This is a genomic window from Archangium sp. (assembly GCF_057119385.1).
The window spans coordinates 51,418-69,547 of the sequence record NZ_DBNGVP010000093.1 but is presented as its reverse complement, the minus strand read 5'-3'; the positions used below and the strand labels follow the sequence as shown (position 1 = coordinate 69,547).

Sequence of the window (18,130 nt, the reverse complement as noted above, 5' to 3'; positions counted from 1 at the left end):
CATCCGCGTCCTCATGGTCTCGGACCTCGCGTCTGCTCGAACCAGCGGCGCCACGCCGCCATGTCGTCGCCGAAGTCCTGTCCCGCCAGCATCGCGAGCACCTTGCGCGAGGGCTCGCGGTCCAGGTCCGAGCGCATGCCCGCCATCTCCAGAAGCACCTCGCCCGCCTTGTCGAGGATCTGCTGCCGGTGCACGGTGCCCTCCACCTCCATGATGTGCACCAGCGTCCAGCCCGCCTTGTTGCGATCCGTCGCCATCGGGTAACAGAGCGCCTCGAGCACGGGCTCGATCGGCACGATGCCCGGCTTCTTCGACACCTCCTGGGCCGACCCGAGCCGGCGCAGCGCCTCGTTGCGCACGCCCTCGTTCGGATCACGCACCGACGGGAGGATCGCCTTCACCAGCTGCTCGGGCGAGGACAGGTAGGTCAACAGCATGAGCGCGTTCATCCGCTTGCCGCTGTCCTTGTCCTCGCGCAGCACGCGCACGAGCGCATCGGCGTTGCGCGGCACCCCGTCGATGAAACGCTGCTCCATGGGCGCGAGCTCGGGGTGATCGAACCCCCCGTAACACCCCAGCGGCGCCCGGCAGGTGCCCATGCCCCACTCCGGCACCGCCCCCTGGTTCCGCAGCTTCCAGAACGTCTTCAGATAGTTCGACCAGGCCGCGAGCAACCCTTCCGGATCGGCGACCTCTCCCTTCGGCTCGGGGTTGAAGGGCATGCGCCACTCGTCCCCCGTGTCGACCAGATCCACCATCACCCCCATCGTGTGCTTCTGGTCCTGGCCCACCGACATCCGGATGAACGCGAAGGAGTACGTCTCGGAGAGCCGCTTCTTGCTCTCCATGAGGTTCGCGATGAACTCCTTGTTCTGCTGCTCGTTCTTCGTGTCCATCCGCGTGCCCGGTGCAGGCATCGTGACGAGCTCGAGCAGCTTCTCCCGGGGCACCTTGCGCGAGCCGAAGACCTCCACGCCCTTGAACACGTAGATGGACGCGGGCGCGCTGGCCTGGGTGGTGGCGGCGGGCGGCTCGGCCTGACGGGTCGTGGTGGTGCAGCCGGCGAGCAGCGCGAGACTGACGACGATGCGTTTCATTGTTGTGTCCCCCCGGTGCCTGGAAGCAGGCACAGGCGTCACGACTGTAGTGACACGCATTCCGGCTGGCGAGGCGAAGTGGAAGTTTTCACCGGGCGTGGGCCATGATGCGCGCCCCTCGCAGTCCCTGAGGCTCCTCATGCACTCCGCTCCCAAGTTCCGCGTGTGGCCGATCGTCGCCGCACTGCTCTCCACCGGTGTGATGACCCCGGCGTTCGCCGCCGATGCGAAGAAGCCCACTCCCGCGCCCGCCCCGGCTCCGGCTCCCGCGCAGGCTCCCGCCGCCGCGCCCTCCCCTGCTCCGGCCCCCGCGCAGGTCACGGCTCCCGCTGTCCCCGCACCCGAGGCCAAGCCGGAAGACGTGGCCACCCCCGAGTCCGTCGTGGCCGCGCTCTATGACGTCATCTCCGGACCCAAGGGCCAGGCCCGCGACTGGGAGCGCTTCCGTTCCCTCTTCGCTCCCGGCGCGCGGATGATCCCCGCCGGCAAGCGCAAGGACGGCACCTTCGGCTACCGGTTGATCACCCCCGAGGAGTACATCACCTCGTCCGGGAAGCTCCTCGTCGAGGAGGGCTTCCGCGAGCGGGAGATCCATCGCGTCCAGGAGCGCTTCGGCGCCCTCGTGCACGTCTTCAGCACCTACGAGGCCCTGCGCGGCGAGGAGACGAAGCCCTTCATGCGCGGCATCAACAGCATCCAGCTCTTCAACGATGGCAAGCGCTGGTGGTTGCTCACGGTGGCCTGGACGGCCGAGACGCCGGAGCAGCCGCTGCCCGCGCAGTACCTCCCTCCCTCCAAGGGCTGAGGTCAGCGCGCCGCGAGCAGCCCCACGTCCAAATCCGAGGGCGCCCTGACGCCCTTGTCACGGTTCCACGTCACGCTCCACCACGGTGCGTCCCTCCGCGCGTGTGTGGTTCGTGCCTTGCACAGCCGCTCCGGCGCCATCCTTTCCACCGGGAGCTCCGATGCGCTTCAAACCCTTCCTGTTCGCCGTCTGTCTCCTTCAAGCGGCCCTGGCCCTCTCGGTGTCGCTGCGCGCGTCACCCGCCGAGGCCTGCGAGCCGCTCGGGACATGGCTCGACTACTACACGCTCACCGAGAGCTTCCCCGCGGACGGCGCCTCGAATGTCCCGCTCGACACCGTGGTGCTGTTCACCTCACGAACCTGGACGCTCTCGGGCACCCCCGCGAACGACCAGGCCACCTTCCACAACCTCCTCTCCGTCACCGTGACGGACTCCGTCACCGGTGAGCTCGTTCCCGGACGCCTGCACTCCTGGCCTGGAAGCCCCTCGGGTGAGGCGTGGCGGCCCGACTCCCCGCTGCTCCCGGACCGGCGCTACACGTTCGTCGCGGCCCTGCTCCAGAGTGAGCCCCCACCCGAGTGGGTGCAGGGACCCACGGAGCTGCGCGGCTCGTTCACGACCGGAGCGCAGCTGGCTCCGCCGCTCGAGCTGCTCGGAGGGCTGGACGTGGCGCTCGAGTCCTTCGAGCGGGACAAGCTCCAATGCACGCCCGGCGTGTGTCTCCCCTGCCGCAAGACCGGCCGGGAGGTGAGCACCCTCGCCCGGGTCCGGGTCCCCGGTGTCCAGGGTGGACGCGCCATTGGCGCCTATCGATTCGAGCTCTGGGTGACGGACGACACGCCCTACCGCTTCGGTGAGCCGGACCCGCATGAGCACAAGGTCCTGTGGGGCGTCTGGGGGGTGGATACCTCGGGCGAGCCCACCGACACCACCTTCGAGATGCCCCGGCATGATGCCGCGTACACCCCGTGCTTCTCCTGGCGCGTGATCGATCCCGCGGGGAACGCCACCGAGGGCGCTCCGGTCTGCCTGAAGGAGCAAGTCGAGCCCCCTGGGTTCGCCTTCGGGTGCTCGGTGGCTCGGGATGCGCGGGGCGCTCAAGGCACGGCGTTCCTGGTGCTCCTGGGCGCGATGCTCACCGTGTGGCGCGTCCGCCGCCGGCCCCTGGCCTGAGCGTCCCGGGATGATGAACGGGGGAAGGACTCTCTCCCCTGCCCCCTGTCCGAACCGGCCGCTATAGTCGCCGTGACCAGACACGGGGCGAGACTATGGGCACCAGCGGCACCCTGGAGACTCTCGGCGGCAACGGTGGGGGTCTGGACGCCTTCCTGCGAGGGCTCCTGGTGCTGTTCGTCCTCTCGCTGGCGGTCGAGCGCATCTCGTCGGTGTTCAAGCACCGCAACTGGCAACCCCTCCGGCCCCGGATGCGCTTCGGGAAGAAAGAAGCCGGCGGCAACCTCCAGGTCGACCTGCGGACCGGCGACACCTATATCGGCTCGGCGAAGCAGCCCGTGCCGATCGCGCTCGGCGGCGACGAGGTGGATCGGCTCACCCGGACCGCCAACTCCGAGAACACGCTGTTCATCGGGCTCCTGATCGCGCTCGTCTCGGGGGCGAACGCCTTCCTGGGCACGTGCGGTTGGCCCAATCCCACCCAGAGCGGTTCCCCCATCCGCGCCACCCTCACCTTCGTGGGGCAGGTCCTCCTCACCGGTGCGGCCGCGGCCATCGGCGCGTCCTTCTGGGACGAGCTGCTCGGCATGCTGACCGAGTCCCGGCGCGTCCGTTCCGCCCAGGTGCAACAGAAGTCGTCGGACACGCCGCCCTCGCCCCAGCCAGGCACGCCGCTGACACCGGCCACGCCCCCGGCGAGCACCGCCGTGCAGCTCGGGCAACTGCGTCAGGCCGCGCAGCTCAAGCTGCCCGAGCTCCAGCAGCTCCAGGGCGTGAAGCAGGTCCGCCTGGTGGACGCGCCCCGGAGGTGGGCGTCCCATCCCTGTCTGGAGTTCCGCGTGGAGCTGGAGCCGGGTGCTCCCGCCCCGCCGGCCGAGATCAAGGTCCACGTCGGAGGCGTCGAGCACTCCATCCCGGTGACGAGATGATCGGCGGCTGGTCGGCGGCCAACCTCGGCCTCTTCTACCGGAACCAGCCGCTCGAGGGTGCCTTCACCCCGGTGGCGGCGATCGAGGCCTCCGCCTGGAACCGCTCGCAGGTGGCCAGCGGTCTGCTGGTGCACCCGCGGCTGGTGCTGACGGTGGCGCACGCCGTGCTGTTCCGCGCGGGAGCCCAGCTCTTCGCCGCGGCCCAGGTGAAGGTCGACCTGGGCAACGTCCGGGCCTGGGCCGATGCCGTGGTCATCCCCTCGCGCTTCCTCGAGAGCGCCGGCTTCCTGGGCACCCTGGATCTGGCGGTGCTGCGCATGCCCATGGAGGTGAGCGGACCGCTCGATCCGCCCCTGCTCGCCGACTCGGCGAGGGACGGCGAGGCCATGCTGTGGGGCTGGACCCTCGTGCGGCCGCGCACCCAGGTGTCCATCCCCGTCACCGTCACCACCGGCGAGGATGGCCACCTGCACTACCCCGCCGCCAACCTCCCGGCCTTCAGTGGAGGCCCCTTGTTGCGCAGCACCGGCCCGGGCCAGCCGGACGAGCTCATCGGCCTCCACCGCGCCTTCCACGCCGACACCCACCAGGGTGAGGCCATTCCGTTCTCCAGCGATGACGTGCTCGAGGCCATGCACGCGCTGGGTTTCGACGTCTAGACACCGAGAAAGGACACTGTATGCGTAGGCATCCGCGCGCACCGGGAGGCATCCTCCTGGCCCTGCTCCTGCTGTCCACCGCCGCGCTCGCTCAATCCAGAGCCGTTCCCCAGTCCGTGGGCCCCGCTCCCGGAGCCCCGCTGGGCGTGGCTCCCGTGCCCCTGTCCACCGCCGTGCCCGGCGCCGGGCTGCTCCCCACCCAGGACACCACGAGCGCCTTCGCCCTGTGGTGGGGGCAGATCCGCGGCAACCTCCCCGGGCGCATCCGCGCCGCCTGCATCCCCTCCCCCCAGTCCGTCCCCGAGATCGCCTCCTGGTGCCAGCGCTACCAGGGCCCCTCCGCGTCGGAGTTCGATCTGGAGGCGCTGCTCGACTCGGACGCGCTGGTGCTCGCCGCGTACTTCAGTGAGCGCAGGCCCCTCTTCCAGGCGCTCGACGAGCTGGACCTGGCACTGGAGGCCGTGCGGCGCTCGAAGACCGCTCCCCGGGAGCAACAGGAGGCGGCGCTCACCACGTCGGAGATATTGGACGCGGCCCGGGGCCACACCTCCCTGAACGCGGGCGTGGAGACCGCCACCAGCCTGCCGGGCCTGCTGCCGGGGATCGATCTGAACGCGTTCCTGGATCAGGTCTTCACCGGGCTGGCGGGAGCCCTCCAGGAGCGGGCCGAGGCCGAGGCCGTGTTGTACGTGCTCGTCGAGTTCGACGAGCGCATCTGCAAGCAGGAGGTGAAGGATCAGTGGGGCCAGCGGCAGGGGCACATCCGTGACTGGCTGCCCGCCACCTGCACCGCGGCGCACAACAACGCGTTCGCCTCCACGCTCGGGGCTGGCGGGGCGGCCTCGCTCGCACTGCTGCGCAAGACGGTGGAGCAGGATCTCCGCTCCATCCCCTCGCACCTGGTCTTCGAGGTGGTGGCCCAGGCGGATGGGCGCCGCTATGAGCGGGCCGCGCTGCCCGTACGGGAGATGGTGGACTCGATGGTGAGCGGCGTGCACCCGGTGCGCGCGCTGGACACGCTGTCGCGCCGGCTCGAGACGCTCCCCCTGGAGCCGGGCCTTCCCCCCGACGTCTCGCGGCTCTACACGCAGATGGCGTGCGTGAGTGGCATGCCCGCCTCCTTCACGCGCTACACCGCGCTGGTGGATGACGCCAACCGGGGCCTCGTTCCGCAGATGGACGCGAACGCCCGGGGCCTGGCCGTGTTGCTGCTCTCGCTGCAGAAGGAGAGCTGCGGCTGGGTGTACGCGCCGGCCGGGAAGCAGTCGCGGTTGAAGATCTGGGCCGCGATCGCCCCTCCCCTCTCCGAATCGGCCGAGGGCGTCTTCACCGTGGCGGCGGACCTGCAGCGGCTGGTGGAGCAGGCCGGGCAACTCTCCGCGGGCGCCCAGAACGGAGGCCCCGAGCGCATCGCCGAGGCCACCCGGTTGCTGGCCCAGCAGGGAGTGTCGGCGCTCGATGCCGCGCATGTGGCGCTGGACGGGCTGCTGCACCTCAACCGGCTGATGGGGGCGTGGCTGGAGTCCTCCGGTGCCGGTGCCGCGGAGCAGGTGGCTCAGAACCAGAAGGCCCTGCTCGAGGCCCGGGGCTTCCTGTCCTCGTCCCGCGACGTGCTGCGCATGGTGGTGGCGGCGATCGCGAGGGATCTCTCCACCGTGTACCAGCTGCTGCTCGAGCACCAGGCGATCTCCAGCCGGACGGCTCGGTACGACGACGGCGTGGCGAAGCGGTGCGTGCAGGAGGAGGCGTGGAAGGCCCCCTCGGCGGCGGAACCGGAGGCGCGTACGTCCGAGTGGCGCTGCGAGCGCCGGCCGTGCATCTGCCTGCCGGAGGGCTTCGCCCGGTACGGCGGCCTGTTGGTGTCGCTCGCCGACGCGAAGGATGCCCAGGAGGTGAAGGCCGTGGTGCTCGCCTCGGCCTCGCCGGTGGGCAGCTGGCGCTGGCGGAGCGATCCGGACGTGCACCGCTTCGTCTCGCTGGGCGGCCTGGTGGGGCTGGGGGGCTCCTACTCGCTCTCCGGACCCCGCGCGAACCGCGTCACGCCCCGGCTGCTGGTGCCCGTCGGCCTCGACTACCAGCTCGGCGGCGCCGGGCTCACCTGGAGCGCGTTCTTCCAGGTGATCGATCTGGCCGGCTACACCCAGTTCGTCGGCGTGGAGGAGCGCAAGGCGCCCCGTGTGATGGAGGCCGTCAGCCCCGGCCTGTGGCTCAAGGGGATGATTCCCAGGACGCCGGTCTCGCTCTCGTTGGGCGCCGCGTATGACCTCGACGCGGGCGGCGTGACCCCGGCTCCGTCCTGGCGCTTCAGCGCGGGCGTCTCGATCGATACGCCCCTGTTCCTCCTGTACCGGAACTGAGCCCGCCCGGGGCCCCCTCCCCTGCCCCGGCCGCGCCCCGGCGGGGCCTCATTCCACCCGGGTAGTATCCAATGAGCTGGATATCACCCGGGTAAAATCCATTGATGCCGGATTTACCCGGGGTAATATTCGACGTCATGGATTTCACCCCGTGGGATTGGTTTCTACCCGGGTGGTATTGGGGCTTCGGAAAGGAGCCGGGTATGGGCGAGGAAAAGCAGAGGAATTACACGGGCTTCGCGGGACATCGGCTCATCGCGTCGGGAGAGCTGATGGAGGTCGCCCTGAAGGCCAAGGAGCGGCTCGACCGGGGAGACAGCGCGTCGATCCTGATCTTCGAGGACGAGACGGGCACGCCGGTGGACCTGGACTTCCGGGGGACGCTGTACGAGTTCCTGGACAAGCTGGAGAAGAAGCGGGCCCGGCGGGCCGAGGCCGAGACGGCCGTGGAGGAGACCCGGCGATCCGGTCCGGGCCGGCCGAAGCTGGGAGTCGTCTCGCGGGAGGTGTCGCTCCTGCCCCGCCACTGGGAGTGGCTCAACTCGCAGCCGGGCGGGGCCTCGGTGACGCTGCGCAAGCTCGTCGAGGAGGCGAAGCGCAACAGCGCGGGCGCGGATCGGGCCCGGCGCTCCCAGGAAGCCGCCTACAAGTTCATGAGCATCATGGCGGGAGACTTCCCCGGCTTCGAGGAGTCCTCGCGGGCCTTCTTCGCGAACGACCCCGAGCGCTTCGAGCAGCTCATCCAGCCCTGGCCGGAGGATGTCCGCGAGCATGTCCGGCGATTGGTGGCGATCGCCCGGAGGGATCTGGAGAATGCCGCCCGTGAAGATCGCCATTCTCGATGACTACCAGCGCGTCGCGCGGGGGCTCGCCGATTGGAGCCGTCTGCTGGCCGTGCTGCGCGAGCAGCGGATCGCCGGGGCCGGGCTGGACGTGTTCCCCGTCGAGCCCCTGCCAGCCGGCCATCCCCTGCTGACGCTGCCCAACGTCGTGCTGACGCCGCACCTGGGTTACGTGACGCGGGAAAATTACGCCGTCTTCTACCGCGATGCGTTGGAGGACATCCTCGCCTGGAAGGCCGGCGCGCCGGTGAGGTTGCTCACCTGACCTGCCAGGCCGGGTCCTCCTTGGCTGGCGGACCCTTGTTGCTCCTATGATCTCCTCCGGTCGCCACGACACCGAGGAGCATGATGGACAGCCAGCCTGGCGTTGCAGACCCCGTGTCGGACTCGGAGCGGGCCCAACGTGCCATCCAGGGGCTCGCGGGGATGGGGGCGGCCGTCATCAACCTCTCGTTGATCATCGCGCACTGGGGCCAGTGGAACGCGGTCCTCTCCGTCGTGGGGGTGGCCGCGGCGCTCATCCCGCTCAACACCCTGTTCCTCGAATGGCTCGCCCGGAAGACCAGCCGCGCCGGGGTGGAAGCCATGCGGATGGCGATCAACATGGTCTGCATCTGCCTCTTGGGCATCCAGACCCGCTGGTCCGTGCTGGTCTGGGTCTTCGTGCCCTACAACATGCTCTGGTACTTCGGGCTCGACCGGTGGGTCCGTCCCCGGATGGCCCTCTACCTCGTGGTGATCAACGCAGTGGCCCTGTCCACCGGCGCCGAGCCCGCCACGGCCGCGGCCTTCTCCCTGATCGGCATCTTCGGCTACCTGGGGACCGAGAAGCGCGGAGAGCTGCTGGTGCAGAAGCACGGGCTGTTGGAGCAGGCCCACCAGGAGTTGCAGCAGTTGCACCAGCGAGCGCTCGAGCAGGAGCGGCTCTCCAGCCTGGGGTTGATGGCGGCGAGCGTGGCGCATGAGATCAACAACCCCATGAGCTACGTGACGAGCAACGTGGACTCGCTGCTCCAGGACCTGAAGGACGAGCCGAACCTGTCCGCGCCGCTCAAGGAGTACGTGGACGACGTGCTGCCGGCGACGCTGGATGGAATCAAACGGGTGAACTCCATCGTCTCGGATCTGCGCCGCTTCTCGCGCGGGGATTACGAGGGCTACGTCTCCTACGACTTCACCGCCGAGGTGCGGACGGCGCTGCGCATCGCGCGCATCCAACTGGGCCACGTGCGGGTGGAGGAGGTGCTGGAGGACGTGGGGCCGGTGGTGGGCCGTCCGCGGCAGATCGTGCAGGTGCTGGTGAACCTGCTGGTCAACGCGGGGCAGGCCACTCCCTCCGGCGGCGTGGTGCGCCTGGTCACCCGGCGAGAGGGCGCGCAGGTGCGCGTGGAGGTGCGTGACACCGGCTCGGGCATGTCCGAGGAGACGAAGCGGCACCTCTTCGAGCCGTTCTTCACCACCAAGCCCGCGGGGCTGGGCACGGGGCTGGGGCTGTCCGTGTCGTACGGCATCATCCGGGCCCACGGCGGCCGCATCGAGGTGGAGAGCGAGCTGGGCAAGGGCACGTGCTTCACCATCGATCTGCCGAAGGTGCCGACGCTGCCTCCGGAGACGAGCTCGAGCGGAAACCTGCGCGCGGCGGGCCGCTGACCGGGCGACAGAAGCCTGTTCGCCAGGAGGCACTCGGGGGGCCGGGGCACCGGTGGGGGTAGCTGACTCCCCTGCCCCGCGCCAGCTTGTCCCGCGAGACAGATTGGGGCACGTGTATCCGCGGGAGGATGAACCATGAAACGAGTGCTGATCGCCACGGTCCTGGCCGCGACGCTGCTGGGGACGGGCTGTGTGAACCGGCGGCAGGCGGCGGGCGTGTACGTGGACGAGCCGATGGTGGAGCTCGGCGTCTTCACCCACGTGGGCAAGGAGGGAAAGGCCTGGGTGTTCAACCCGATGGCCCCCTGGGAGAAGAAGGTGCGCGTCTGGGTGACGCCCGGCACGAGCGTGGTGGAGAACGGCATCCAGACCGAGCTGAGCGCGGTCAAGGCGGGCCGCAAGGTCCGCCTCGTCTACGAGCTCCGGCGCGATGGCACCGGCGTGGCCGAGCGCATCGACATCATCAGCAAGGTGACGGGCGAGGAGCCGCCCGACACCGATACCTGAGCCTTCTCGGGTGCGCCTCGAAGGTGCGCCTCGAGAGGGGGCCGCCGTTTCGCTGGACCCGGAATCCGAATTTCGTTAAACATGTTCATTGAACGTGTCCAACGAAACGAAATCCAGGAAGCAGCCGGGCGTCCGGGCGGCCCAGAAGGAGGCCACCGGCAAGGCCGTGCTGGAGGCGGCGCGCGAGGAGTTCGAGCGCGTGGGCTTCGAGGCGGCGAACCTGCGGGCCATCGCGGCGCGGGCCGGGGTGTCCGCCGGGACGGTGCTCCACCACTCCGGTGACAAGCGGGAGCTGCTCCACGCCGCCCTCTTCGATGACCTCGAGGAGACGCTGCGGCACGCACTGGAGGGGCTCGGCCCGGGACCGCTGGAGACGCAGCTGTCCAGGCTGACGCGCACCGTGTTCGGGTACTACCAGCGGCGTCCGAAGCTCTCGCGCACCCTGCTCAAGGAGTCGCTCTTCGCGGACGAGCCGTGGGCCGGGAAGTTCACCGCCCAGGTGGGCGGGGTGCATGGGGCGATCGCGCGGCTGGTCGAGGAGGCGAGCGCGCGGGGCGAGCTCCGGCCCGGCGTGGATGGCGCGCTGTTCGGCGCGGCGTACTTCTCGTTCTTCTACTTCGCCCTCATCTCGTGGGTGCAGGGCGCGCACCCCGCCCCGGTCGCCATGGTGGAGCGCCTGATCGACCAGCACCTCGAGGGCCTTCGTCCCACCCGCCCATCACCCCGGAGGAAAGAGCGATGATGAAGTCCGCGTTCAGAGGCGAGCAGGCCAAGGCCGTTCTCTCCCAGTGGTTCGATCGCTTCCGTCACCGGCTGAAGGTGCCGACGGAGAGCCGGACGGTGAAGACCCGCGTCGGTGACACGCACGTGCTCGTCGGCGGTCCCGAGGGTGCTCCGAGCCTGGTGCTGCTCCACGGGGCGCTCGCGAGCTCGGCGCACGTGCTCAGCGAGCTGGCCCCGCTGCTCGAGCGCTTCCGCGTCTACGCGGTGGACATCGTCGGGCAGTCGGTGAAGAGCGCGGATGCGCGGCCCTCGGTGAGCAACAACGAGTACGGCGAGTGGTTGACGGATGTGCTCGATGGGTTGTCGCTCGAGCGCACGCACGTGGTGGGCGTGAGCTGGGGCGGCTTCGTGGCCATCCGGCTCGCGGCGTACGCGCCCGAGCGCATCCAGCGGCTGGCCCTGCTCGTTCCCGCGGGCGTGGTGAATGGCTCGCACTGGGATGGGTTCACCAAGGTGGGCCTCCCGATGATGCTGTACCGGATGTCCCCGTCGAAACGGCGCCTGGAGGCGTTCGTCCGGCACCTGCTCACGACCACGGATGACGACTGGGTGCCCTACCTGGGCGATGCCCTCCGCTCGTTCAACATGGACATGCGGGTGCCCGCGCTCGCGAAGCCGGAGGAGCTCGCGCGGTTGAAGGCGCCCACGCTCGTGCTCGGCGCGGACCTGGACGTGAGCTTCCCGGGACAGCGGCTCCTCGCCCGCGCGCCGGAGTTGTTCTCGACGCTCGCCGACACGGAACTCATCAAGGATTGCCGGCACTGCCCGCCGACGACGGATGCCTTCCGGCACTGGCTGTCCGAGCGCATCAGCGGCTTCCTGCTCGCCTCAGGTGCGTCCCATCAGCAAGGGCCCGAGCGCATGCGCCAGCAGCCCGGCCACGGGGGGAAGCACCAGTGACGCCAGCAGCCGCAGTCCCGTCAACCTGCCGCCATACATGGCGACCTCCATCGGCAGGCGGATGAAGGACAGCATGGACAGCGAGGTCAGGTAGGTGACGACCACGCCGAGCCCCGCGCCGGAGCGCACCAGCGTCGCGGCCAGGGGCATGCCGATGGGTCCTCCCCCCGGGGTGAGCGCGCCCGCTACCCACGCCACCCCGATTCCCCTCCACCCCGCCTCGTCGGACAGCCAGTGCGCCACCAGCTCGCGGGGCAGCAGCACCTGCACGAAGCCGGTGAGCACGAAGACCACCACCAGCAGCGGCAGCAGGGTCACGCTCTCCTGCCCTCCCCGCTTCAGCCCCTCGTACACCAGCGGCCAGCCTCCTCTCCAGGCCGCCAGCCCCACCACCCCCACCAGCATCATCCCGATGACCAGCAGCGCGCCCTTCATGCCGCACCTCCGTCCAGCACCTCTACGAAGCCCCGCGTGCCATCCACGCGAATGCGCTGGCCGGTGCGGATGCGCTGTGTGGCGCCCGCCACGCTGACCACGGCGGGAATGCCATACTCGCGGGCCACGACCGAGCCGTGCGTCATGAGCCCTCCCACTTCCGTCACCAGCCCCGCCGCGTGGACGAACAGCGGCGTCCAGCCCGGATCCGTATGCGGGGCCACGAGGATCTCCCCGGCGTGGAGCACCTCGCGCGCCGGATCGAGCACCACCCGCGCCAGTCCCTCCACCACCCCGGCCGAGGCCGCCGTCCCGGACAAGGCGCCCGGGGGCAGATCCGCGCGGACCGCCAGCGCGGGAATCTCCCCATCGCTCGCCATCACGAAGGGCGGTGAGCGTTTCGCATCGCGCCGCAGGGCCTCCCTCCGCGCTCCAGCCAGCAAGCGCAGATCCGGCGTCTGGGTAGCCTCGAGCGCCGCGATCAACTCCTCGAAGCGGAACAGGTACACATCCTCCGCCGCGCCGAGCGCCCCGCGTTGGACCAGGAGCGCCCCGGCCTCGCGCACCGTGTCGCGCACGAGCTCCAGCACGCGGACGAGCAGGTACTTGGGGTGCTCGCGCAGCCCCATGCCCGTGCGGGTCACCCTCACCCACCGGCGCGCCAGCCTCGAGCGCAGCCATCCGGTCAGCCCGCCGCGCGAGGCGGCGATCACGCGCTCACCCGCCGCATCCGCCCTGGCGGCCAGTGCCGCATGGTGGGCCCGGTGCTCGCCCGGGGCGCGGTTCGCGGAGGCCGGCCCGAGCCCTCCGACGATGGCCGCGATGAGCGGCGCGGGCGCGTCCTTGTAGCGGGGCCGGGACAGATCCACCTCGCCGGGCCCCCGCATGCCATAGCGCTCGAGGAAGGCCCGCCACGCATCGAGGAACGCGGGCCCCCCTTCCACGTCGCGCGCCGCGGCCAGGGCCTCGGTGGCGGGACGGCTTCGCAGCAGCTCGGCCAGGGCCGGATACGGACGGACCCGATCCGTCAGATCGCCCACGGCCAGATCCATCTCGGTGGTGATGTTGCCGGGCAGGCCCCGCTCCAGCGCGGACAGGTCCTCCGCCGTGCCGCCGATCAGACCCCACTGGTTCAGCCGGTGGAGGAGCCGGTTCCCGAGGATCCCCACGGCGATGTTCGGGGCCACGACGAGGATGACCTCGGAGAAGAGCTCCGAGAGTGCACGCCGTGCCTCGCGCAGCCGCGCCGCGCCCGGGGCCGCCGCCGCGAGCCGGGTGCGCACTCCGGCGACCCGCGACTCGATGAAGGACTCCACCCCGGGCTGGAGCCGGGCGGGATCCACGGCGAACAACCGGGCCAGCACCCGGGCCAGGATGGGCACGGCGAAGCGTCCCACGGACCTCAGCGAGGCCCTGTCACCATTCACGCCGCGCTGGAAGGCCGGCCGGCCCGCCAACGTCTCCAGGCCCTGGCCCACGTTCTCGTAGACGTGACCGAGAATGCCCACGAACACGCGCCGCAGGATGGGATGGCGCAACAGGGGCGTGATGTCCAGGAAGAGCCGGCTGCCCGCGACGGTGGCGATCCGTGCCTCGCCGGGTGCGTCCCCAGGGCCCGGCGCCCCCCTGTCGAACGGAAGCAGCAACCGCCACACCTGCAGGGCGAGCGGCGGCATCGCGTCCGTCATCATCTGCACGTGGCCGAAGCTGGCGTAGGCGTGCAGGCCCTCGTCGCGGGGCGCGGGATCGGGCAACGGGTACAGGCTCGTGATGGGCCGCGCCTGCACCACGTAGAGCCGCCCGCCCTCGATGCACCACTCGATGTCCTGCGGCTTGCCGTAGTGCGCTTCGATCCGCGCGCCCATCGCGACCAGTTCCCGCAGGGCCGCGTCGTCGAGCGCCCGGGCCTGACGGACGTTGTCGGGCAGCCGCTCCTCCCAGGTGCCGCCCTCGGGCCTGGGGCGGATGGCCAGGGCCTTGTCTCCCACCCGGACCTCCAGCAGCGCGCCCGTGGCCTTGTCCACCTTGTACAGGTCGGCGTTGATGAGCCCGCTGACCAGCGCCTCGCCCAGGCCGAAACCCGCGTCGATGGACACCGTCTGCCGCCGCCCGGTGATGGGATCCGCGGTGAACAGGATGCCGGACACCTCGGGCAACACCATGCGCTGCACCACCACGCTCAGCTTCACCGCCCGGTGGCCAAAGCCGCTCCGGGCCCGGTACAGCACCGCGCGATCGGTGAACAGCGACACCCAGCACCGCCGGACCGCGTCGAGCAGCGCCTCGGCCCCCCGGATGTTGAGATAGGTGTCCTGCTGGCCCGCGAAGCTGGCGTCCGGCAGATCCTCCGCCGTGGCGCTGGAGCGCACCGCCCACGAGGCCCCGGTGTCCAGCGCCCGCCAGGCATCGAGCACGGCGTCCGCCACGGCCGGGGGAACGGGCGCGCGGCCGAGCGCGTCGCGCGTGGCTCCGGCGGCGCGGCGGGCCCCCTCCACGTCCTGCCCATCCAGTGCCTCCAGCTCCGTGTACAGCGCCTGGAGCTCCCCGCAGCCGGCCAGGAACGCATCGAAGGCGGCCGTCGTGACACAGAAGCCGGGCGGCACCGGGAAGCCGGCGCGAGCCATCTCGCCCAGGTTGGCCCCCTTCCCTCCCACGCGGGGCAGATCCGCCGCGGAGATGTGCTCGAAGGGGAGGATCAGCGGTTGCGTCCCCACGGGCTGGGAAGCGGACAGGGGCACGGATTCAGCTGCGCTCATGGAGTTCTCCGAGCAGTGGATGCGAGACCATCAAGGAACACGTGGGTGATGAAACGGGCCGTCTCTTCCGGCTCCGGCGGGGGTCCGCCTTCCAGCACCGGGCTGATGACGAAGGCGAAGATCATCCCGGCGAAGGCCTGGGCCATGCGCTGGGGCTCGTGCGGTTCGAGCGCACCGCTGGCCGAGTAGGACTCCAGCAACCCGGTGAGGATCGTCCGGGCGCGCATCGGGGGCGTGTTGAGGAACTCGGCCCAGGGCCCACCACGCATCCGCTCCAGCATCGCCAGCTTGAGCAGATCGAGATCCTCCGTCGCGTAGCGGATGACGGTCGCGGCGACGCGCTCCAGGTCGGCCCGCAGATCTCCCGTGGGATGGAGCGCCACCTCCCGCATCGCGCGGCGCGGGCCGATGTGCCCGGCGAACGAGCTGATGAGGCCCTTCTTGTCTCCGAACTGGCGATAGACCGTCGCGGGGCCCACGCCAGCCTCGCGGGCGACGTCCTCGAGCGTGGCCGCCTCGAAGCCGGCCCGGGAGAACACCACGCGGCACGCCGCGAGGATCCGCTCGCGTACATCCGCCCGATGCCCCACCTCCACCCCCTGCTCCGAGAGCGCGGCGAGCACCGCCTCCCGGCTCCCCGCCTGCCGGTACAGCGTGGCGCGCGACAGCCCGGACTCGCGGGCCAGGTCATCCATGGTGAACCCGTCCGGCCCATGCAGGGCAACCAGGCGGGCAGCGGCGTCGGCGATGTTCTCGGGCAGGGACATGGGTTCGTTGAGTCAGTGCGAGAGATAGATATCTCTCTCGTCTCATCTCTGTCAAGACGGAGTGAGAGACAGTCCTCTCGTGACGTATCACCCTGTCGGAACAGCCCTTTACAGAGGGGGGTTGACGCCATACCCAATGGTGCAGGAGGCGTACGACACGCATCCAGCCATCCGCGCCACCTGTGACAAGCACCTCAGCGCGCATGCCTCGATGCTGGCGCGGGACATCGCCGAGGCGAAGGCGCGCTACGTGCCGGACGCGCCGTGGACGCCCGAGAGCCTCGGGCTGTTCATGCAGACGGTCATCCAGGGCGCGTTCATTCTCGCCAAGGCGAAGCAGGGCCCCGAGGTGGCGGCCGAGTCCCTGCGTCACCTGCGCCGGTATCTCGAAACGCAGTTCACCCCCAGCCGCGAAGGAGCATGACCATGGCAGCCATCGAGCAGAAGATCACCCCGTTCCTGTGGTTCAACACGGAGGCGGAGGAGGCGGCGAGCCTCTACGTTTCGCTCTTCAAGGACTCGAAGATCCTGACCGTGTCGCGCTATGGCGACGCGGGGCCGGGCCCCAAGGGGTCGGCCATGGTGGTGGAGTTCCAGCTGGCGGGTCAGCGGTTCCAGGCGTTGAACGGGGGCCCGATCTTCAAGTTCACCGAGGCCCTCTCCCTGATGGTGCACTGTGACTCGCAGGAAGAGGTGGACACGCTCTGGTCCAAGCTGACCGCGAACGGCGGACAGGAGAGCCAGTGCGGCTGGCTCAAGGACAAGTACGGCCTGTCCTGGCAGATCGTCCCGAAACGCTTCATGGAGCTGATGCAGGACAAGGATCCGCAGCGCACGCAGCGCGTGATGCAGGCCATGCTCAAGATGAAGAAGTTCGACATCGCCCGGCTCGAGCAGGCGTACGCGCAGGCGTAGACAGCTTGCAGTCCACGGGGCGCTCGATGCCGCCACTGCCGGCCGGCCACGCCCTCATTCCCCCAGATCTCCTCGGGCGTGGCGGGAGGATTTGGGAAGTGCTCGCGGGAGACTTCTTCGAGCAGGAGGCTCATGGGCGAGGGCATCGTCTCATTCGTTCAGCCAGTAGGCCTGGCCATCACGCAGGGCCCGCTCCAAGAAGTCCGAGAAGGAGCTGGCGATCTGGTCACAATACTTCGGGTCCGGCCACGCCTCGTGCCAGCCGTCGATGACGGGGTAGCGACCATTCTCCTGCTGGGCAACATCCACCAGCAGGTAGTTGCCATCTTGCACGTCGCAGATGGCCCACATCGAGGCAGGGCCGTGCGCGTCGTCATCGTTCTTCTTCCCGAAGATGGCGACCCTCGCCCGGACGATCTTCGACAGGGGAAGAATGCGATAGGGGGAATCCGGCAACCGTCTGATCAGCTCCGCCCCGTTGCAGTGCAGGTAGAAGGCCCGGAGGTCAGGGTCCAACCGCCAGCCCACCCGCTGCTCGAACTCTTCGATCTCCTCGGGTGTGGCGGGGGGATGGGGGAAGTGCGAACGGGAGACCTCTTCGAGCAATCTGTTCAGGGGCGTGGCCATCGTCAGTTGTCTGTGTAGGGCAGGTCGGGTCCCGCTGTATTCCAGGGCGACTGGCCCTCGTAACACATGGGGTACTGCTCGTTGAAAATCTCATGAACATCTGGCTCGGCGGGAATGATGTTGTTGGGGTCCACCGGATTCCCCCCGTGCTTGAGATCCCAGATGTGGTGCCCTGGCCAGGAGACGTCACCGTTCTCCGGCCACGTTCCGAACTTCTCGCTCCAACCCCGCCGGAAGGACTCCCTCTTCCCCTCCCACTTCTTGCGAGCGGCGCGCGTGTCCTCCTTCGACAGTTCGTTGTAGTTGCAGCAGCAGTGATAGATGCCGTAGCGGCTCCCGGCCTTCACAGGCACAGGCAAGACGACGAGGCTTCCCTCCCAGTCGAACTTGAGATCGGCCAACCACATGCAGCCCTTGAGCTTGTAGCCCGCGCCGCACTCCGTCTGGCACTGGTTCATGAACTCCCGGCGGCACTGCCAGGGGCCGTAGAAGAGGGTCGTCTTCATGCGCCCGCCCGGCACCTCCAACCAGGGCAGTTCCTTCTTCACGGCGGGCCTGGCCCCTGGTGAGGGCGAAGGGCCAGAGCCCCCCGTTCCTGGGCCATCCGCTCCCCAGGTCGTCGCGCATCCAGCGAGGCACACCAACAGCACCACCGCTCCGGCCAGCTTCATGGGAATTCCCCGTGGTGATGGCCACACCCCGATGGGTAGCCGATCCAAGGGAGTACCCAATGGGGCTGACAACTCCTGGGGTTCACCGTTCTCGGCGGCATCATCCCAGGGGGCCTGACCGGCGCCGCCTACGTTGGTGCCCGCTACACCCGTCTCCCTTCTCCGATGCCTCGGGTGGTGACTACCGTCACCAGGTGATGGCTGCAGTCACCAGACCAAGCCAGCTCCAGCACGAGCTAATCCCTTGAAAACTGGA

Annotated in this window: 19 protein-coding genes; 13 read left to right on the top strand and 6 right to left on the bottom strand. The window is 69.6% G+C overall.

Translation table 11 applies throughout. The annotated features are described in order from the left end of the window. Positions 1-11: 11 nt before the first annotated feature. Positions 12-1,097 carry a HEAT repeat domain-containing protein gene (locus AC16DP_RS22610; protein WP_329725557.1) on the bottom strand — a complete coding sequence of 362 codons (1,086 nt, stop codon included), beginning with the start codon at positions 1,095-1,097 and terminating at the stop codon, positions 12-14. Between the two features lie 139 nt (positions 1,098-1,236). On the opposite strand from AC16DP_RS22610, the gene AC16DP_RS22605 reads away from it, so the two are divergent. From AC16DP_RS22605 to AC16DP_RS22555, 11 genes are all read left to right on the top strand, one after another. Then, entirely contained in the window at positions 1,237-1,902 is a 666-nt protein-coding gene (locus AC16DP_RS22605; protein ID WP_329725556.1) for a nuclear transport factor 2 family protein, read from the top strand. Between the two features lie 160 nt (positions 1,903-2,062). Next, positions 2,063-3,076, top strand: coding sequence for a hypothetical protein (locus tag AC16DP_RS22600; protein ID WP_329725555.1), 1,014 nt, complete (start codon positions 2,063-2,065; stop codon positions 3,074-3,076). Positions 3,077-3,171: 95 nt separating this feature from the next. Beyond that, on the top strand, positions 3,172-4,005 hold the full coding sequence (locus tag AC16DP_RS22595) for a hypothetical protein (protein WP_329725554.1): 834 nt from the start codon (positions 3,172-3,174) through the stop codon (positions 4,003-4,005). Continuing rightward, entirely contained in the window at positions 4,002-4,664 is a 663-nt protein-coding gene (locus AC16DP_RS22590) for a trypsin-like peptidase domain-containing protein (protein ID WP_329725553.1), read from the top strand. The genes AC16DP_RS22595 and AC16DP_RS22590 overlap by 4 nt, the downstream gene beginning before the upstream one ends. A 20-nt stretch (positions 4,665-4,684) precedes the next feature. After that, a complete protein-coding gene (locus tag AC16DP_RS22585; protein WP_329725552.1) occupies positions 4,685-7,021 on the top strand; it encodes a hypothetical protein in 2,337 nt (778 codons plus the stop codon). Positions 7,022-7,224: 203 nt separating this feature from the next. Continuing rightward, positions 7,225-7,866: a DUF2239 family protein gene (locus AC16DP_RS22580; protein ID WP_329725551.1), complete on the top strand. Its 642-nt coding sequence runs from the start codon at positions 7,225-7,227 to the stop codon at positions 7,864-7,866. After that, the gene (locus AC16DP_RS22575) at positions 7,844-8,128 is read left to right on the top strand and encodes an NAD(P)-dependent oxidoreductase (RefSeq protein ID WP_329725550.1); all 285 of its coding nucleotides are present in this window, start codon (positions 7,844-7,846) and stop codon (positions 8,126-8,128) included. The genes AC16DP_RS22580 and AC16DP_RS22575 overlap by 23 nt, the downstream gene beginning before the upstream one ends. Before the next feature lie 80 nt (positions 8,129-8,208). After that, entirely contained in the window at positions 8,209-9,513 is a 1,305-nt protein-coding gene (locus tag AC16DP_RS22570) for a sensor histidine kinase (protein ID WP_329725549.1), read from the top strand. A gap of 135 nt (positions 9,514-9,648) precedes the next feature. Further along, on the top strand, positions 9,649-10,020 hold the full coding sequence (locus AC16DP_RS22565) for a hypothetical protein (RefSeq protein ID WP_329725548.1): 372 nt from the start codon (positions 9,649-9,651) through the stop codon (positions 10,018-10,020). Between the two features lie 94 nt (positions 10,021-10,114). Then, on the top strand, positions 10,115-10,762 hold the full coding sequence (locus AC16DP_RS22560) for a TetR/AcrR family transcriptional regulator (protein ID WP_329725547.1): 648 nt from the start codon (positions 10,115-10,117) through the stop codon (positions 10,760-10,762). Next, positions 10,759-11,703: an alpha/beta fold hydrolase gene (locus AC16DP_RS22555; protein WP_329725546.1), complete on the top strand. Its 945-nt coding sequence runs from the start codon at positions 10,759-10,761 to the stop codon at positions 11,701-11,703. The genes AC16DP_RS22560 and AC16DP_RS22555 overlap by 4 nt, the downstream gene beginning before the upstream one ends. Here the strand turns inward: AC16DP_RS22555 and AC16DP_RS22550 are convergent. From AC16DP_RS22550 to AC16DP_RS22540, 3 genes are read right to left on the bottom strand one after another with little or no spacing between them, the layout of a single operon-like run. Next, positions 11,632-12,138 (bottom strand): permease, encoded by a 507-nt coding sequence (locus AC16DP_RS22550; RefSeq protein ID WP_329725545.1) that lies wholly within the window; start codon positions 12,136-12,138, stop codon positions 11,632-11,634. The two genes, AC16DP_RS22555 and AC16DP_RS22550, sit on opposite strands and share 72 nt — an antisense overlap. Next, positions 12,135-14,894 carry a phosphoenolpyruvate synthase gene (locus AC16DP_RS22545; protein ID WP_329725544.1) on the bottom strand — a complete coding sequence of 920 codons (2,760 nt, stop codon included), beginning with the start codon at positions 14,892-14,894 and terminating at the stop codon, positions 12,135-12,137. Before AC16DP_RS22545 ends, AC16DP_RS22550 begins: the two co-directional genes overlap by 4 nt. Continuing rightward, positions 14,891-15,661: a TetR/AcrR family transcriptional regulator gene (locus AC16DP_RS22540; protein WP_329725543.1), complete on the bottom strand. Its 771-nt coding sequence runs from the start codon at positions 15,659-15,661 to the stop codon at positions 14,891-14,893. The genes AC16DP_RS22545 and AC16DP_RS22540 overlap by 4 nt, the downstream gene beginning before the upstream one ends. A gap of 121 nt (positions 15,662-15,782) precedes the next feature. Between AC16DP_RS22540 and AC16DP_RS22535 the strand changes: the two genes are divergently transcribed. Together AC16DP_RS22535 and AC16DP_RS22530 are read left to right on the top strand one after the other, a co-directional pair. Then, positions 15,783-16,085: a hypothetical protein gene (locus tag AC16DP_RS22535; protein WP_329725542.1), complete on the top strand. Its 303-nt coding sequence runs from the start codon at positions 15,783-15,785 to the stop codon at positions 16,083-16,085. A 2-nt stretch (positions 16,086-16,087) separates the two neighbouring features. Next, positions 16,088-16,576 carry a VOC family protein gene (locus tag AC16DP_RS22530; RefSeq protein ID WP_329725541.1) on the top strand — a complete coding sequence of 163 codons (489 nt, stop codon included), beginning with the start codon at positions 16,088-16,090 and terminating at the stop codon, positions 16,574-16,576. Positions 16,577-16,726: 150 nt separating this feature from the next. On the opposite strand, the gene AC16DP_RS22525 is transcribed toward AC16DP_RS22530, so the two are convergent. Both AC16DP_RS22525 and AC16DP_RS22520 read right to left on the bottom strand, forming a co-directional pair. Next, positions 16,727-17,203, bottom strand: coding sequence for an SMI1/KNR4 family protein (locus AC16DP_RS22525; protein WP_329725540.1), 477 nt, complete (start codon positions 17,201-17,203; stop codon positions 16,727-16,729). A gap of 2 nt (positions 17,204-17,205) precedes the next feature. Beyond that, complete coding sequence (locus AC16DP_RS22520; protein WP_329725539.1) at positions 17,206-17,751, bottom strand: hypothetical protein; 546 nt, start codon at positions 17,749-17,751, stop codon at positions 17,206-17,208. Positions 17,752-18,130 lie beyond the last annotated feature (379 nt).

Bases quoted from the DNA above. Each gene is read 5' to 3' on its own strand.
- AC16DP_RS22610 (WP_329725557.1), bottom strand. From the start codon at position 1,097: ATGAAACGCATCGTCGTCAGTCTCGCGCTGCTCGCCGGCTGCACCACC.
- AC16DP_RS22605 (WP_329725556.1), top strand. From the start codon at position 1,237: ATGCACTCCGCTCCCAAGTTCCGCGTGTGGCCGATCGTCGCCGCACTG.
- AC16DP_RS22600 (WP_329725555.1), top strand. From the start codon at position 2,063: ATGCGCTTCAAACCCTTCCTGTTCGCCGTCTGTCTCCTTCAAGCGGCC.
- AC16DP_RS22595 (WP_329725554.1), top strand. From the start codon at position 3,172: ATGGGCACCAGCGGCACCCTGGAGACTCTCGGCGGCAACGGTGGGGGT.
- AC16DP_RS22590 (WP_329725553.1), top strand. From the start codon at position 4,002: ATGATCGGCGGCTGGTCGGCGGCCAACCTCGGCCTCTTCTACCGGAAC.
- AC16DP_RS22585 (WP_329725552.1), top strand. From the start codon at position 4,685: ATGCGTAGGCATCCGCGCGCACCGGGAGGCATCCTCCTGGCCCTGCTC.
- AC16DP_RS22580 (WP_329725551.1), top strand. From the start codon at position 7,225: ATGGGCGAGGAAAAGCAGAGGAATTACACGGGCTTCGCGGGACATCGG.
- AC16DP_RS22570 (WP_329725549.1), top strand. From the start codon at position 8,209: ATGATGGACAGCCAGCCTGGCGTTGCAGACCCCGTGTCGGACTCGGAG.
- AC16DP_RS22565 (WP_329725548.1), top strand. From the start codon at position 9,649: ATGAAACGAGTGCTGATCGCCACGGTCCTGGCCGCGACGCTGCTGGGG.
- AC16DP_RS22555 (WP_329725546.1), top strand. From the start codon at position 10,759: ATGATGAAGTCCGCGTTCAGAGGCGAGCAGGCCAAGGCCGTTCTCTCC.
- AC16DP_RS22550 (WP_329725545.1), bottom strand. From the start codon at position 12,138: ATGAAGGGCGCGCTGCTGGTCATCGGGATGATGCTGGTGGGGGTGGTG.
- AC16DP_RS22545 (WP_329725544.1), bottom strand. From the start codon at position 14,894: ATGAGCGCAGCTGAATCCGTGCCCCTGTCCGCTTCCCAGCCCGTGGGG.
- AC16DP_RS22540 (WP_329725543.1), bottom strand. From the start codon at position 15,661: ATGTCCCTGCCCGAGAACATCGCCGACGCCGCTGCCCGCCTGGTTGCC.
- AC16DP_RS22530 (WP_329725541.1), top strand. From the start codon at position 16,088: ATGGCAGCCATCGAGCAGAAGATCACCCCGTTCCTGTGGTTCAACACG.
- AC16DP_RS22525 (WP_329725540.1), bottom strand. From the start codon at position 17,203: ATGGCCACGCCCCTGAACAGATTGCTCGAAGAGGTCTCCCGTTCGCAC.